The organism is Streptococcus sp. 27098_8_73, assembly GCF_041432495.1.
GTDB lineage: Bacteria > Bacillota > Bacilli > Lactobacillales > Streptococcaceae > Streptococcus.
The window spans coordinates 60,622-77,399 of sequence record NZ_JAPVZT010000007.1; the positions used below are offsets into that span (position 1 = coordinate 60,622).

14 protein-coding genes are annotated in these 16,778 nt (G+C 43.8%); 2 read left to right on the forward strand and 12 right to left on the reverse strand.

What is annotated here, in order from left to right:
- Positions 1 to 29 precede the first annotated feature (29 nt).
- From O3651_RS06295 to rsmH, 10 genes are all read right to left on the reverse strand, one after another.
- Complete coding sequence (locus tag O3651_RS06295) at positions 30 to 3,482, reverse strand: GBS Bsp-like repeat-containing protein (RefSeq protein ID WP_371609919.1); 3,453 nt, start codon at positions 3,480 to 3,482, stop codon at positions 30 to 32.
- Between the two features lie 207 nt (positions 3,483 to 3,689).
- Positions 3,690 to 4,601 carry a thioredoxin-disulfide reductase gene (gene trxB / locus O3651_RS06300; RefSeq protein ID WP_371609950.1) on the reverse strand — a complete coding sequence of 304 codons (912 nt, stop codon included), beginning with the start codon at positions 4,599 to 4,601 and terminating at the stop codon, positions 3,690 to 3,692.
- Positions 4,602 to 4,669: 68 nt separating this feature from the next.
- Positions 4,670 to 4,894, reverse strand: coding sequence for a DUF4059 family protein (locus O3651_RS06305; protein WP_045500825.1), 225 nt, complete (start codon positions 4,892 to 4,894; stop codon positions 4,670 to 4,672).
- A 94-nt stretch (positions 4,895 to 4,988) separates the two neighbouring features.
- Positions 4,989 to 5,732, reverse strand: coding sequence for an amino acid ABC transporter ATP-binding protein (locus O3651_RS06310; RefSeq protein WP_048764972.1), 744 nt, complete (start codon positions 5,730 to 5,732; stop codon positions 4,989 to 4,991).
- On the reverse strand, positions 5,732 to 6,538 hold the full coding sequence (locus O3651_RS06315) for an amino acid ABC transporter permease (protein ID WP_371609920.1): 807 nt from the start codon (positions 6,536 to 6,538) through the stop codon (positions 5,732 to 5,734). The genes O3651_RS06310 and O3651_RS06315 overlap by 1 nt, the downstream gene beginning before the upstream one ends.
- Positions 6,539 to 6,746: 208 nt before the next feature.
- Positions 6,747 to 8,090, reverse strand: a complete 1,344-nt coding sequence (locus O3651_RS06320; protein ID WP_371609921.1) for a DEAD/DEAH box helicase — start codon at positions 8,088 to 8,090, stop codon at positions 6,747 to 6,749.
- Between the two features lie 100 nt (positions 8,091 to 8,190).
- Positions 8,191 to 9,174 (reverse strand): phospho-N-acetylmuramoyl-pentapeptide-transferase, encoded by a 984-nt coding sequence (gene mraY / locus O3651_RS06325; protein WP_371609922.1) that lies wholly within the window; start codon positions 9,172 to 9,174, stop codon positions 8,191 to 8,193.
- A gap of 1 nt (position 9,175) precedes the next feature.
- A complete protein-coding gene (pbp2X, locus tag O3651_RS06330) occupies positions 9,176 to 11,461 on the reverse strand; it encodes a penicillin-binding protein PBP2X (RefSeq protein ID WP_371609923.1) in 2,286 nt (761 codons plus the stop codon).
- Positions 11,454 to 11,774: a cell division protein FtsL gene (ftsL, locus tag O3651_RS06335; protein WP_005591835.1), complete on the reverse strand. Its 321-nt coding sequence runs from the start codon at positions 11,772 to 11,774 to the stop codon at positions 11,454 to 11,456. The genes pbp2X and ftsL overlap by 8 nt, the downstream gene beginning before the upstream one ends.
- Positions 11,775 to 11,779: 5 nt before the next feature.
- On the reverse strand, positions 11,780 to 12,730 hold the full coding sequence (gene rsmH / locus O3651_RS06340) for a 16S rRNA (cytosine(1402)-N(4))-methyltransferase RsmH (RefSeq protein ID WP_125372060.1): 951 nt from the start codon (positions 12,728 to 12,730) through the stop codon (positions 11,780 to 11,782).
- A 247-nt stretch (positions 12,731 to 12,977) separates the two neighbouring features.
- Between rsmH and O3651_RS06345 the strand changes: the two genes are divergently transcribed.
- A complete protein-coding gene (locus O3651_RS06345; RefSeq protein ID WP_371609924.1) occupies positions 12,978 to 14,201 on the forward strand; it encodes a transporter in 1,224 nt (407 codons plus the stop codon).
- 53 nt (positions 14,202 to 14,254) lie between these two features.
- On the opposite strand, the gene htpX is transcribed toward O3651_RS06345, so the two are convergent.
- Together htpX and O3651_RS06355 are read right to left on the reverse strand one after the other, a co-directional pair.
- A complete protein-coding gene (gene htpX / locus O3651_RS06350; protein WP_371609925.1) occupies positions 14,255 to 15,151 on the reverse strand; it encodes a zinc metalloprotease HtpX in 897 nt (298 codons plus the stop codon).
- A 9-nt stretch (positions 15,152 to 15,160) separates the two neighbouring features.
- Positions 15,161 to 15,718 (reverse strand): LemA family protein, encoded by a 558-nt coding sequence (locus tag O3651_RS06355; protein WP_062005658.1) that lies wholly within the window; start codon positions 15,716 to 15,718, stop codon positions 15,161 to 15,163.
- Between the two features lie 290 nt (positions 15,719 to 16,008).
- Here O3651_RS06355 and rsmG point away from each other — a divergent pair, with 290 nt between their 5' ends.
- Positions 16,009 to 16,722, forward strand: coding sequence for a 16S rRNA (guanine(527)-N(7))-methyltransferase RsmG (rsmG, locus tag O3651_RS06360; RefSeq protein ID WP_371609951.1), 714 nt, complete (start codon positions 16,009 to 16,011; stop codon positions 16,720 to 16,722).
- Positions 16,723 to 16,778 lie beyond the last annotated feature (56 nt).

The following is a 16,778-nucleotide window of genomic DNA, read 5'->3' on the forward strand; positions in this document are numbered from 1 at the left end:
ATATAAAGTATTTTGTGACCAGCTACAATCTAAGCTCTCACAGAGATAAATGGTGAGCCTTCTGTATTATCTTCAGGCGCTCCGCTCTTTGAACCAAAGATATAATCCACTGAGTACCAACCGTTATTATTAGCATTATAAGGATCATAGACCTGGGTTTGGCCATTTTGATAGCCTCTTAAGACTATCTCATGGGTAACAGGATAGCTAGCAAAGACGCTATTACCAACAGCCGCCATGACATGATGACCTGCTGCCAAAGCTTCTTTAAGGGCTGCTGATGAATGCAAGACATCTGTGGTCAGTCCCCAGTTCTGTGCCCCTTGGACAATCCCCTTACTTGACGTTCCAAATAGACCATTTTTGTTAAAGGAGTCCGTATGATGATAAAGGAAGTCCGCTACGGTTGTTGGTAAAACCGTTTGACCTGTAATACCAGAAATAGTCATTGCTAATGTGGTAGGAACACAGCCAGTAGCTGCTAAATTATATTTTCCATAATATAAACCAGCCCATCTAGGATCACGTTGTGAATAATATGGCGTATCATAAACTCCTCTGCTGACTGTTGTAGTCGTTCCACCAACGCCTACCAAACTACCATCATTTTGAACATAATAGAGGTGAATATTGTATTCCCCAGTAGAATATTTATGGCTAGAGGTGCGTACTAAAGCCTTATAACTACCATCGGCTTGCTTTTGAGCCCGATACCAAACAATGTCATCCTGACCATTGACACTTGACCAAGTTGGCAATTTGACTTCCTGGACTCCTTTTGGACTATAAACATTGGTTACTACAACTTCGAATGTGCCTAATCGAGGATTATTATTTTTAATGGTGATTTGACCCGTTGGCTTAATGTGCTCTGAAGCTACATTCGCTGTTGTCTTCGTGCCTCCGACCCCGACCATACGGCCATCATTCTGAACATAGTAGAGGTGGATATTGTATTCGCCTGTAGAATACTTGTGGTCACGTAGATTGACCTGTGCCTTGTAAGTACCATCGGCTTGCTTGACTGCTGTGTACCAAATAATGTCGTCCTGACCATTAGCACTTGACCAAGTTGGCAATTTGACTTCCTTGACACCATAAGCATTCTCGACTTCAGAAACCACCACTTCAAAGGTGCCTGTCTGTTGATTATTATTCTGGATAGTCAGCTTACCTTTCGGGGTTCCTAGAGATACGGTCGTCTTGGTTCCTCCAACTCCGACCAACTGGCCATTATTCCCTACATAATAGAGATGGACATTATACTCACCTGTAGAATATTTATGGTCGCTCGCCTTAATATTCATCTTGTAGGTACCATCAGACTGCTTGACAGCTCGATACCAGATAATATCATCTCCACCATTGACGCTAGACCAAGTTGGCAGAAGCACTTCACGAACTCCCTCTGGACTGCTCACTCCGCTCACGACAACATCAAAACTACCTGTTGTTGGATTATTATTGGCAATCGTGAGAGTTCCCTTTGGTTTAGCGACAGAAACAGTGGTTGTTGTGCCACTAACCCCAATCATCTGGCCATTATCTTGAAGATAGTAAAGGTGGATATGATACTCACCAGTAGACATCTTATGGTTGCGAGCTTGAATGCTAGCCCTGTAGGTACCATCGGACTGCTTGGTCGCTGTGTACCAAACAAGGTCATCTCCACCCTTATCACTAGACCAAATCGGCAGATGTACACTCTTGACGCCAAAAGGACTGACAACATCAGACACAACAACATCGAAGCTGCCCGTATCCGGGTTGTTGTTCTCAATTTTCAAAGTTCCTTTAGGCTTAGCTGCTAAACTGAACTGGGTGCCTGCTACACCGACTAGTTGGCCGTCATCTTGAATATAGTAAAGGTGAACAGTGTAGTCCCCCAAAGAATATTTGTGATCCCGAGCCTGGATACGAGCCCGATAGGTGCCATCGGCCTGCTTGATTGCTGTGTGCCAGACTAGATCATCTTGACCTTTATCGTTAGACCAAGTCGGCAACTTGACTTCCTTGACACCAAAAGGATTGGAGACTCCTGAGACAACGACATCAAAGCTACCAGTAGCTGGATCGTTGTTCTCAATTTTCAAGGTTCCTTTAGGGTGAGATAGGCTAACTGTTGTTCGAGTCCCACCTACACCAACCAGCTGACCATCATCTTGAATATAGTAGAGATGGACATTGTATTCGCCTGTTGATTTCTTATGATTTACTGCTTTGACAGTTGCTCGATAAGTACCATCCGCCTGCTTGACTGCTGTGTACCATATCAGGTCATCACCACCTTTGTCGCTGGACCAAGTTGGTAACTTGACTTCCTTGACGCCATAAGGACTAGAAACACCAGAAACAACAACATCAAAGCTGCCCGTATCCGGATTATTGTTTTCAATTTTCAGCGTTCCTTTAGGCTGAGCCTTAGAAACTGTAGTCCTTGTACCACCTACACCGACCAACTGGCCATTATCCTGAACATAATAGAGATGGATATTGTACTCACCTAGAGAGTTCTTGTGGTGGGAAGCTTTGACTGTGACAGTGTAGTTGCCATTGGTCTGGCGCTGCGCCTCGTACCAAACTAGATCGTCTTGACCATTGACACTAGACCAAACAGGAACAACAACTTTTTTCACACCATAAGGATTAGAAACTCCTGAGACAACAACATCGAAACTACCTGTGTCTGGATTATTATTGACAATATCAATTTTTCCTTGTGGTTTGCCGATGGTAACCGTTGTTTTTGTACCGCCTACACCGACCAACTGATTATCTTCCAAGAGATAATAGAGGTGGATATTGTACTCACCTGTGGACATCTTATGGTCACGAGCTGTAACGCTAATTTTATAGGTGCCATCCACTTGTCGTTTAGCATCGTACCAGATAATATCATCCTGACCATTCACGCTGGACCAAGTTGGTAGGGCGACTTTTTTAATAGGCTTAGGGGATGAGATATTGGTTACATGCACATCGAAAGTACCAGCATTTGGATCCACATTTGTAATATTGATAGTGCCTTGAGGCTTGTCATCAGCTGCCCGAGAAACTCTCGCTTTTGGCTCAGATTCTGCTCTTGTTTCTGCCTCTTGTGGCTTATCAGAAGAAGCTGTCACAGATCTAAATGAAGATCTCCCTGAAGAAATGTTTTCAGAAGGGACTGGTGCCAAATCGTTCTTAGGCTGTTCAATTGACGAGTTATCCTCCTTTTCAGAGGAACTTGAAGCGACTTTTTCGTCTTTGCCTAAAGAAGCCTCAGATACACCACTATCTTTCTTTGTCTCAGAATCTACTTCTAAAGGCTTGCTAGCTAGATCAGACTGTTTGCCAGCATCTCGATTGGTCACAGCAACCGAAGGCTCCGTTTGCTGTCTATCATTTGCTGCTTGATTTGTTTCGTCAGCAAAAACGCTATTAGCACTGGCTGCTAATAAAATAGCTGTACTAGCTAGATAAACTAATCCTTTTGTTTTCATACGCTTTCTCCATCCTTTTTAGAGTTGCACACCTTTATTGTAGCATAATAGGACAATTATTACAAATTGGTAACAGATTTGTATCGTTTAATCCAAAACTGAATCGAAACCTATTCTTTCTATTATGTAATTCGTAAACAAAAATAAAAAGAGCTGGGAAAGACCAAAAAATGATTCATTTTTGATCTTATCCCAACCTCTTCCTCTTTAATGTTCTGTGATGTATTTATAAACTTCTTGGCCTGCGACTGCTCCATCTCCAACAGCTGTGGTGATTTGGCGTAGGTCTTTCTGACGGACATCACCAATAGCATAAATGCCGTCAATAGCTGTTTTCATATGTTGATCCGTCACAATCCAGCCAGCTTCATCGCAAATACCCAGATCTTTGACAAAGTCGCTAACAGGATCTAGGCCGACATAAACAAAGACGCCGCCAAAGTCTGACTCGCTGATTTGTCCCGTTTTTACATTTTCAAAAACCACACTGGTTACCCTACGGTCATCTCCTTTGATTTCTTTTACAACGGAATCCCAGATAAAGCTGATTTTTTCATTGGCAAAGGCCCGCTCCTGCAAGAGCTTTTGCGCCCGTAGTTGGTCACGACGGTGAACAATGGTCACAGACTTTGCAAAGCGCGTGAGGAAAATCGCTTCTTCAACGGCAGAATCGCCACCTCCGACCACTAAGAGATCCTCACCACGGAAAAAAGCACCATCGCAGACCGCACAGTAGGAAACGCCGCGGCTATTGTATTCTTCCTCTCCAGTAACTCCTAGATGACGATGGTTGGCGCCAGGAGCCAAAATCACTGTCTTGGTTTCAAAGACTTCATCCTCAGTAATGATTTTCTTAAAGTCGCCATGGTCTTCAATCTTTTCAACCTGACCAAATAGATGTTCTACACCTAGATTTTCTAAGGGTTCAAACATCTTTTCAGCCAGCTCTGGTCCGCTGATACGAGCATAACCGGGATAATTTTCAATCTCCGCAGTATTATTCATCTGGCCGCCGTAAATACCGCGTTCCAGCAAGGCCACTTTTAAATTGCTTCTAGCTGCATAGAGGGCTGCTGTCATTCCCGCAGGACCAGCTCCAATAATCATTGTATCGTACATCATCTTTTTCCTTTCTCTTTGTTGTAACTACAGTTATTCTAACAAACTAGCGCATCTTTTACAAGTATTTAAGCTTTGAGAACAACCAGTAAGCCAAAAATCGCAAAAGACAAGATTGGAATCGTCATAATTGTAATCAAAAGAAGATCGTAAATTTGGCTTTGACCTACCGCAAGCGTCCGATCCTTGCGACCGAGCCGCTGCAATAAAAGCCACAAACCATCGGCAAGTCCTACCAGAATCGTCGTATAAATGAGACTTTGGATATAGAGAGAAAAAATTTTAATTAACATGTCAGCTCCTAAATAATCAGTTGCCTTAAAAAGGTTCTAGTCGAAAACAAACCCAGCTGGTCTAGCCAACTGAGCTTTCACTTTTTCTATTATATCAAATATAAGTCCGTTTGTAACTAGCAAAGAATTCTTTGGTTCTCGCTTCCTTGGGATGATTGATAATCTCCTCTGGACTACCTGACTCGATAATATGGCCCTTATCCAAGAAAAGTACTCGATCTGCTACCTGAGAAACAAAAGATATATCATGGCTGACCAGAATCATGGTTTGTCCTGCTTTGGCAGCGTCAGCAATGGATTTCTCTACCTCACCGACTAGCTCTGGGTCAAGGGCTGAGGTCGGCTCATCTAGCAAAAGAACATCTGGCTTCATGGCTAAGGCCCGCGCTAAAGCCACCCGCTGTTTTTGACCGCCTGATAAATGCTTGGGATAATGATTCTCACGATCAGACAAGCCCACCTTTGCCAACTCTTCCTTGGCAATTTTAGTCGCCTCTTGGTCAGACAAGTTTTTAACTACCAGCAGACCTTCCTTGACATTTTCCAGAGCCGTTCGACGGGAAAATAAATTGAACTGTTGGAAAACCATGGCCAATTTTCGACGCAGAGTCAAGATTTCATCTGGTGAAATGGTTGAAAAATCCACCTTGAAGTTATCAATTTCAATCCTTCCGCTGTCTGGCCGTTCCAGATAATTAAGACTGCGCAGGAAGGTTGATTTGCCAGCACCTGAGGAGCCTATTAGAGCAATGACTTCGCCTTTTTGAATTTCCAAACTCAGGTTATCCAAGACCTTTTGGCCAGAAAATTCCTTACTTAACTGGGAAATTTTAATCATCAAATCCTACCTCCTTGCGCTTGCTCCATTTTGTCCAGATTGGCTGGCGCCTTGATATCCATAGTTTTTTCAATCGCACGACCGATTTGCTCAATCACGATATTGACAATCCAGTAAATAATGGAAACGGAAATAAAGCGCTCAAAATAACGATAATCGGAGCCACCGATAGCCTGAGCTTTGGCAAAGACTTCTACGACACCCGCACTAAAGGCCAGAGATGTTCCTTTGGTCAAGCCAATGAGGGAGTTGATCAGAGTCGGTGTTGCCACAACTGCTGCATTAGGAATGATGACCCGCAGATAAACTTGGCGATTGGTCATTCCCAGACTGCGAGCTGCTTCAATCTCACCCGGATCTACCGAAAGAATGGCTGCCCGAATCGTCTCACTGGCATAGGCCGCTTCATTGAAAGCAAAGGCAATAATTGCAAAGACTGAGGCAGGAATGGCATTGATATTAAAAGCCGTCCCATACTTTTGATTGATGGCTTTCAGCAGGAGCGGAATCCCGAAATAGGTCAGCATGAGCTGAACCAAAAGGGGCGTCCCACGGAGGAAGCTCACAAAGAGAGCCTGAATAGGATACAGAATTCTTGTGCGGTTAATCTTGACCACTGCGAAAATCATGGCCAAGATAATGCCGAAAAATGCACCACCCAGTGTCAACAAAAGTGTGACAGGTAAGGTTTTCAGAATCGCTGGAATGGCATCAAAAACAGCCCGTAAACTAAATAATTTGCCGTCTGGAAGGAGCTTCAAGAGCTCTTCATACCAGTTTGCAGCTAGGATATAAGTTGTAAACATTTTAATTACTTCTCTTTCTCGATAATGCATTATTCTATCATAATTTGCCCCAGATGCAAACTATTTGGCATCAAGAATAGATAATCTTTAAACCTTTAATAGCTAAGTGGGAAATGACAATAAAATAGACCAGTAATCCTAGTCTATCATAGTTTCACTGGTCTTTAAAATATAATTTTTCTATATCGTCCATAGAAAGAATTTATGGCTAGAATGTCTGGCGCTTAGCCTTGCGTTCTGCTCGACCACGTGCACGATTTTCAGCTCGCTTGGTCTTGCGGCGCTTTTCATTAACCGCCCATTGGATTTTCTTCTTATAGCCTGGCTTGATTTTTTTCTTTTTCTTCTTGACCAGACCAATCATTTCTGTGTCCAGCTTTTCCTTGGTCTTCTCCCGATTGGCACGGCGATCTCGGTCGTAGGTATCTTGAAATTCCCCATTTTTAATCATCTTAGGAGTAAACTTGATGCCCAGCTTTTCCAACTCTCGAATATCTGAATCGTCACTCGGCTGATAAAGGGTAATGGCTGTGCCGGGAAGGCCATTTCGTCCAGTCCGACCAACACGATGGACAAAGAAAGACAAATCCTGTGGAATGGCATCATTGATGACATGACTGACCCCCTCGATGTCAATCCCTCGAGCTGCCAAGTCCGTCGCCACTATGTATTCAAAATTCAGATTCTTGACCTGATTCATGATACGCTTGCGCTCCCGCGGCGGGATATCACCGTGAATCTTGGCTACTTTTAGACCCTGCGCAGTCAGATAAGCCTGCAATTCATCCGCTCGAGTCTTGGTATTGACAAAAATCATCGCCAGATAAGGCTGGAGGAGCTGACTAATCTCATAAATCTGGGCATTCTTATCCCGCCCCTTGGTTGACAGGAGCCAGTTATCAATGGTATCGGCAATCACCGTCTTGGTCTTAATCTGCTCCATGACCGGATTAGACAGGTATTTTCTCAAGAAAGGCTGGAGCTTCTGCGGAATAGTAGCCGAGAAAACCAAAAACTGCAGGTCTTTAGGTAAGCGAGCCGCAATCCGGTCGACCGTCTCCAAAAAGCCCATATCAAGCGTCATATCAGCCTCGTCCACGACAAAGGTGTGAGCCTTGTGGATAGCCAAATCACCTGACTCAACCAAGTCATAAATCCGCCCCGGCGTTCCAATGACGATATGGGGCTGGCTAGACTCTAGCTTTCCAATCTGACGGGCCTTGTCAGTTCCGCCGACATAATTAGCCACTCGAATTTCTTGCTCCGAAAAGCTAGCCAGTTGACGAGCTGCCTGATAAATCTGGGTTGCTAATTCTCGGCTGGGTGCTGTAATCACCGCTTGGACACTGTCCGCCTCTTCATCTAATTGCTGGAAGATAGGCAGCAAGAAGGTATGGGTTTTACCTGATCCCGTTTTGGACTCCCCAACCAAGTCTCGGCCAGATAAAACCACCGGAATCAGCTTTTCTTGAACCTCTGTCGCCTCCACAAAGTTCAGGTCCTTGAGGGCTTCCTGAATATAATCTTTAAAGTTAAATTCTGTAAATTTCATTTTTTCCTCTGTTTACTCTTAATCTTATCTATTATACCAAAAAAATATCTTTTCTGCTCAGCTCAGGACGAGAAAAGGCGGGCTTACACCCACCTTCATATCACAAATATAGAATGGCCAAAGTCAGCAAGCTAGCTAAGAGACCTACGCCCCAGAAGAAGAAGTCAACCTTCCATTCGCTCCAAGGCTGGCCATGACCAGAAAAGCCACCAAGCTCAAAGTGGTGATGGACTGGCGTCATACGGAAAATCCGCTTGCCACCCGTCAACTTGAAATAAGCCACCTGCATCATAACAGAAGTCGTTTCAAAGACATAGACAATTCCGATGAGAAGTAAGGTCCACTCTTGGTGCAAGGCAATAGAGAGGGCTGCAAGCATACCACCCAAAGCAAGACTCCCCACATCCCCCATAAAGATTTTAGCAGGCTTATGGTTAAAGACAAAGAAGCCTAGCAAACCACCAATCATGCTGATAATGACAATCAGAAGGTCAAAGCGCTTCTGCTCCAGAGCAATGACTCCGTAGGCCACCAAGCTGATCGCAACAGAGATACTAGCCAAACCATCAATTCCATCGGTCAGATTGACAGCGTTGGAGAAACCAACCAGCCAAAAGAGGACAAAGAAGATATAGAGGAAGCCTAGCTGCACTGGAATCGTAAAGACATTGAGAGAGTCACCTGCCCCGTGCTGATTGTAGAAGAAGTAAAAGATAACTCCCCCTACCAGCTGCAGAGCTAGTTTCTGCTTAGGATTCAGGCCTTCGTTGATCTTACGGAAGACCTTAAGGAAATCATCCAAAAAGCCAACGATTCCGTAGAGAAGCAAGATAAAGAGAATCATAATCAAGCCGTTGGACAGTTGTTGGGAAAGTAAAGCTGTCACAAAACTAGCCAAAACAGAAGCAACCAGAAAGACGGTTCCCCCCATCGTCGGCGTTCCAGCCTTAGCCTGATGCTGCTTAACATCCTCGTGCATTTGCTGGCCTGAAATATGAGCCTTGTGATAAAAACGGATAAAGGCAGGAATCCCAACAAGCGTTAGGATAAAGGTCAGAATTCCTGCAATAATTGCTGTTAACATGCTAGTCTCCCAATGTAACGGTTATTTTTTTCAATTTTTTCAGGTCTGTATTGACCTTCTCCTTCTGCTTGACAACTTTTGAGCCTTTGCCTTTAAAATTGACTTCCAGCCCTTGCCATTCAGCAAATTGCTCCACATTTTCCTTGGTCCAGCCATACATATCTGGCAAATCTTCAAAGTTATCACTTAAAATCAAAATCTGTTGATTGGCTTTTAGTTCTTGCCCTTCTTTTACAGAAATCTTCTTGATTTCACTACCTGTTCCTAAAATGATTGGCTGCACTAGATTGCGGCGAAGCTCATCAGCCAAGCCTCCTGGGCTGATTTGATTTTTCAACTTCAGTTGCTTGGTCAAACCATCAATAGATGGCATTTTGTAGGTTGTTTCTTTTTCAACCAATTCCAAGGCAGGGCTATCGCCAGTTAGATTCAAGCTATCTTTAAGTGCCACAGCTTCTTCCAAGACTGGATTGACAACTTCCTGCCAGAAAAGAGGGGAGAATTTAACTTCAGGCTGCTGAACAGTGACATACATAATGAAATCTGGACTTTCTGCCGGCGTCATGGCTACTACGGAGTAAATGTTATTATTCTCCCCTTCCAAATAGCCCTTATCTGTCGCAATTTGGGCTGTTCCGGATTTTACGGCCACATCTTGCCCAGCAACTTGGATAACCGGCTCACCACCGATATTCAGGGTTCCATAGTAAGGAACGGTTCCGACCTGAATCATATAATTTCGAGTCGTTTTCGCTGCTTTTTCTGAAACTGGATGACCGACAATTTCTGGCTGAGATTTGCGGGCACTACCCGTTCGTGAATCATAAATAGCAGAGATAAATTTCGGCTCTAACATGACACCATCATTTGACACAGCTGAAAAGGCACGTAGCATCTGTACTTGGGTTACCCCAATCCCTTGTCCGAAGGAACTCATGGCAATGGTTACAGCATTATCTGCCGGCAGGGCACCATATTCTTCATAGCCCATCCCAAAACGAGTCGGTAAGCCAAATTTGAACTTCGATAGATAATCGATCCACTTGGCATTGCCCATATCCTGCTCAATGCGTGTCATACCAACGTTACTTGAGAAAATAAAGCCTTGAGCATAGGTCAGGACTTGTCCTGTTGCTAACCCCATGTTCACATCCCAGTCGCGGATGGTAGCATCTGCAATCTTATATTCTGAGCTATCGAATGTTCCGGTTGGATTAAAGGATCCATTATCAATCGCTGAGGCTAGAGTCATAACTTTCATCGTTGATCCAGGCTCATACTGCGTCTGGTAAAGGAAGCTATTCCAAGTTTTCAAATGATCTACATTCAGGCCCTCTTTGGTATCCGCATTATAAGTCGGACGCTGGGTCGTTGCTAGAATCTCGCCTGTCTTAGCACTGACCAAAGTCGCACTGACAAATTTACCCTTCGCTTTTTCTTGGAAGGCATCCATCCGCGTTTCCAAGTATGTCTGTAGCTGGGCAGAGAGGGTTGTATACACATCTTTTCCGTCTTCTGTCTTAACAGAAACTTCCTCTGAACCTGGGATAATGTTTCCTTTGCTGTCTTTTTCATAGGTAACCAGACCATTCTGACCGCCCAAGATACGGTCTAGCGACTGCTCCATACCAGATTTCCCTACAAGAGTTTTGTTACCATCTTTATCCTCTTGCATCTGAGCCTGACCGATAAATTGCGAAGCAAAGATACCGTTACTATAGCTACGGTTAGGGCTGGTTGTGAAATCAATCCCCTCTATCTTTTCCTTCTCCATTGCTTGTCGGATAGAGCTCATAGTACTATAGGTGATCCCATTTCCTTGAGAACCAAAAGAAACCTGCTTTAAATCCTTTTGCGCAAGCTGCTGCTTAACATAGTCCTTATCCATTCCTAGATGTTGATTAAGAATCTCAGCAACCTTTTCATACTGCGACTCCTCTACATAGAGGACCTTGCCAGCAGCGGATTTGTAATTTTTATCAATAACAGCATAAATGTTGTAGGTTGTTGCATCTTCAGCGATCGGGACACCGTTGCGGTCATAGATCGTTCCTCGCTTGGCAGCGACCACGACCGTCTTTTGGTGCACTTGCTTGGCACCTTTTGACAAATTAACACCGAATTTCTGATCTGTTCCGATAATGGTCGCAAAATTAATCAAGAAAATGAAAAAAAGAAAGACGGCTAAGGCACTCATGCTTTTTCCCACTCTTCTTCGATTGTATTCGGGTGTCTGTCTGTTTTTTAAAGCATATCGCTGAATGTTTTTTAAAAATCTATTACTCATTGGTTGTACTCACTGTCTTACGATTTCCCTTTTGGAGTTTCATATCCTGAGAGCTGGCCAACTGGGACAGCCTTTCATAACGTGTCAATTCATTCACTTCTTGCTTAATATTATCCAATTCAGCCTGCTCTGACTCAATCTGAGCATTTACTTCAGTCAAATCATGATTGACCTGCAGCAGCTTGGTCTGCATAAACACAATACTGACTGCAAGGATAATCGCTGTTAAAATAATGGAGCCATAGAAGGCTTTTTCGACTCGGGAAAATTTCCGAATCCGTTTTTGAATAGGGTGTTGCTTTCTTTCTGCCATGAAACTTACTCATGCACCTTCCTAGCCACGCGCAACTTCGCAGAATGGGCGCGATTATTGGCTTCTAATTCTTCTTTGCTTGGTAAAATAGGTTTGCGTGAAACTAACTCCAGCTTAGGCTGCAAATCATCTGGAATGAAGGGTAGACCTTTAGGAACATCTACGGTTGAGGCCTCTTTAAACAGTTGCTTGGTCAGGCGATCCTCCAGCGAATGAAAAGTAATCACTGAAATACGACCACCTACTGCCAACAAGTCAATGGCCTGCTGAATGGATTCATCGGCCGCCCCCAACTCGTCATTGACTTCAATCCGAATGGCCTGAAAAATCTGTTTGGCTGGATGACCTTTTTTCTTCAGTTCCTTAGCAGGTTTGGCCGATTTGATAATCTCCGCCAGCTCTGTCGTCGTTTCGATAGGCTTAATTTCTCTCGCCTGCTCGATCTTACGGGCAATCTGCTTGGAAAACTTATCTTCGCCATATTTGAAAAAAATACGGACTAAGTCGTTATAAGGATATTGATTCACAACTTGGTAAGCTGTCAAGCTAGCTTCTTGATTCATCCGCATATCCAACGGAGCGTCCTGTTTATAAGAAAAACCACGCTCCCGCTCATCCAGCTGCGGACTAGATACCCCCAAGTCGTAACAAATTCCATCAATCTTCTCGACCCCTACTTCATTCAAACGAGTCTTGAGATTGCGGAAATTATCCTTGATAAAGGTCACCATGCCCCGCTCAATATAGGGAGCCAGACGTTTTTTGGCATTGTCAATCGCAGTCTGATCCTGGTCAAAAGCATACAAATGCCCCTTGTCTCCCAGCTTGCTCAAAAGATACTCGCTGTGACCAGCTCCGCCCAAGGTCGCATCAACATAGATGCCATCTGGCTGAACATCAAGCTGGTCAATCGTTTCGTGAAGAAGTACAGTAATGTGATGAAATTCTTTTGTCATATCCTATCTATTATATCACATTCATGTATAAAAAAAAATCTAAAAGAATATATCAGCTTTTGATAGGCTACCTTATAGCCTTTGCAAGTCACTTTCAGATATTTACCACTTGGCCTACGAGCTTCTACCAGTCAGCGAAAAGGCCTTGCGGGCATGCCACATTTTGCTATAATCATAACTACCAATGCATTGCGAGTTGGAATTCTTTCACATTCCGAAATTGATTCGTCCCCAAAGGAGATTTATTATGAAACTTGCTTTAAGAAATAGACTATTTGCCTTTATCAGTTTTTCACGGATCTTTAATATCCTAGGCTCTTCTATCTATAATATCGTTTTTATCGTATTTGCTTCTAGCATGCCCCAACCCAAGTTTGCCGTTGGTATTGCCAATTTTATCGTTCTTGTTCCTACCTTTTTCACAGTCTTTGTCGGGATGAAAGCTGACAAAACCATTCAAAAGGCCCGCTGGCTTATTCATCTAGGTTATTTGCAGGCCTTCCTCTTCATCCTAGTCGCCCTCCTAACCAAGTCTGCCTCCTACCTAGCCTTTTCTACCGTCTGCTTTCTCAATATCTTTTCTGACATTATCAGCGACTATCGCAGTGGCTTACAGATGCCCATCTTACAAAAAAATATAGAAGAGAAAGATTTGATGGAAGCTTACTCTTTCACTCAACTTCTCACTTTTTTAGGAAATTTTGCTGGGCAAGCCTTGGGCGTCTGGTTACTTAGTATCAGCCAGCAGAATTTCGCTATGGTAGCCCTCATCAACGCCCTTTGCTTCCTGCTCTCCTCAAGCACTCTCTATCTGATTCGCCAAAAACTCACCCATGACGCCCCAGCTATTACAGAGCAAAAACTTCCTTTCAAGACTCAAATGAAAGACCTTTACCAGAATGTCCAAATGATTTTTGAACAAGAAAAAATCGGAAACTTCCTGCTAGTGCTGCTTCAAGTCCTCCTCTTAAATGCATTGGCCGGCTCTATCATGGGACTCTACAATCTCTATTTATTGGATCACCCGTTTTGGGGGCTAAACCTGAGCCAGTCTCTGCTAGTCATCGAGTCCTGCACAGTGCTTGGGATTATCTCTGCCAGTGCCTTCTCAAATGATTATTTTTCCAAGCTCTCCCTGATGCGACTCGTCGTTTGGTGCTCGCTAGCTCTCCTCCTCTTAGGCATCAGCAATTTACTCCAAGCTCCTGCTCTCTTAGGAATTTTCTTTCTTACCTTTCTCATGTACATCTCTGGAAAAATCAATCCTAAAATCAACAGCATGCTGCTGAGTAAACTTCCTCCAGAAGTATTAGCCCAAACCTCCAACTTTCTCACCATGCTCTTTACCTTTTCCATTCCGCTAGGAAGCATGATTTTTACCAGCCTCGGTCTGTGGAATATGGGGAGCGCTTGGTTGGTCTTCTCTCTGCTTAGCGGTGTCTGCTTTCTGCTCAGTCTCAAAAACAACTAGAGTAAAAATCGTCGCATTTCCATACAAGAAAGAAGGAAGCCGGGGCTTCCTTCTTACATATTTTTCAATCTTTCTATCCGATCAGAAATTGGTGGGTGAGTATAAAAGAGCTTTTGCAAGCCACTCTTCTTCTTAGGATCATTGATATAAAGGGCTGCACTAGCATCATCTACATGGTGCTCCATAGGCTGGCTATTGTCTAACTTCAGCAGGGCATTGATCATGCCTTTAGGATTACGGGTCAGCTCAACACTTGAAGCATCTGCCAGATACTCACGTTGACGAGAAATGGCCAACTGCACCAATGTTGCAGCAAGCGGCGCCAAAAGAAGAGCTAGTAGAGAGACAATCATCAAAACAATTCCTAAGCCATTGTCATTGTCCCGATCATTTCTTCGACGGCCACCACCGCCAAACCACATCATGCGCCCAGCCATGCTAGACAGCATTGTGACAGCACTTGTAAGTGCCACTGCAATCGTCGAAATGCGAATATCATAATTACGAATGTGACTGACTTCATGCCCCATTACACCTTCAAGCTCTTCACGATTCATGAGGGCAAGCAATCCAGTTGTAGCAGCCACAGCCGCATTCTCAGGCTTTGAGCCAGTCGCAAAGGCATTGGGTGAAGCATCTTCTACGATGTAGACCCGAGGCATAGGAATCTGAGCCACCATGGCCATATCCTGCACAACGTGATAGAGTTCAGGCGCTTCCTGCTCGGAAACTTCCCTCGCACCGTTCATTGACATGACAATCTCTGTGGACTGAAAAATCATACTGACAGCATAAATACCACCGATGATAAAGGCGATGGCCATCCCACCAAAGGGAGAATCGAGCCAAAGATAGCCGACAGCTGCCCCAATTAAAGCTAAAAGAGCAAAGAAGGCGACAAGGAGAACCCAAGTGCGCCTTTTATTGCTGGCAATTTGGTCAAACAACATAGTGGTCACCTACCCCAAATCGCTAAAATCCACTTTAGGAACAGCCTTTTCTTCCTCTGGTGTCTTCAAGAAGTCTGCTGCTTTAAAGCCAAACATACCTGCAATGACATTGCTTGGGAAAGTTTCCATTTTGACATTGTAGTTGCTGGTTACTGAATTATAAAGCTGACGAGAATAAGCAATCTTATTTTCTGTATTTGTCAACTCTTCCTGAAGTTTCAAGTAGTTTGTATTTGCCTTAAGGTCTGGGTAATTTTCAGCAACCGCAAAGATACCAGAAATCGAACGAGTCAGGGCATCACTAGCCTCCATAGCTTGGGCAGGTGATGAAGCAGCAGCTACTTGGTTACGCAATCGGGTAACATTTTCCAAGGTTGATTTCTCATATTTTCCATAACCTTTAACCGTCTCTAACAGGTTGGGAATCAGGTCATTTCTGCGCTTGAGCTGAACATCAATCTGACTCCAAGCCTCTTGAGTTTGCATACGGCTTTTAACAAGACCATTGTAAACAGAAATCACGAAAATAGCTACAACTGCCACAACTGCAATAATAATAAAAAACATGGACATAATAAAGACACTCCTTATGATTTGATTGCACCTATTATAACAAAAAAAGCTCAACCTGTCTTTCTTGACATGTCATCTAATAAAATAGCTTTAGCTTGAGTAATATTCAAACACCAAAATGGTCAAATATCTAGAGCTGGCTTCTTCACTTTTCTAGAAAACAAACTCTGGAAATCAAGGCAAGTTAGTGTCTAATCCTCGGAGACAAAAGAAGCTGATAGGCAGCGGCACCTTACCTCTTTTTATGGTATAATGGTGTGAATACTGAAAACAAGGATGAAACTATGACACCGCAAGAATTTTACAAGCTACTAAGCCTGCAGGGAATTGAGCTGACCGACCACCAGAAAGACCAGTTTGAGCGTTATTTTGAACTCTTGGTCGAATGGAATGAAAAAATCAATCTGACAGCTATCACCGAGAAAAATGAAGTCTATCTCAAACATTTCTATGATTCAATTGCGCCCGTTTTGCAAGGTCTGATTGATAATCAAGAACTTAAGCTGCTAGATATCGGAGCCGGTGCAGGCTTTCCTAGCCTCCCTATGAAAATCATCTGCCCTCAGCTGAATGTGACTATCATTGACTCCCTTAACAAACGCATCAACTTCCTCAAACTGCTGGCCGAAGAGCTGGAGTTGGACAAGGTTCACTTCTACCACGGCCGCGCAGAAGATTTTGCTCAGGACAAGGCTTTTCGGGCCCAATTTGACCTCGTCACTGCCCGTGCAGTTGCTCGGATGCAGGTCCTATCCGAACTGACCATTCCCTACCTGAAAGTTGGCGGGAAATTGCTGGCGCTCAAGGCTTCCAACGCCCCCGAGGAGTTAGAGGAAGCAAAAAATGCCCTCAACCTACTCTTTAGTAAGGTTCAAGACAACCTCAGTTATGCCCTACCAAACGGCGACCCCCGCTTTATCACAGTGGTTGAAAAGAAGAAAGAAACTCCCAACAAATACCCCCGCAAGGCCGGCATGCCAAACAAAAGACCATTATAAAAAGAAAACAGTCGTCAGTCTTGTCAATAACTTCCAAGACATCAATTTGGGCAATG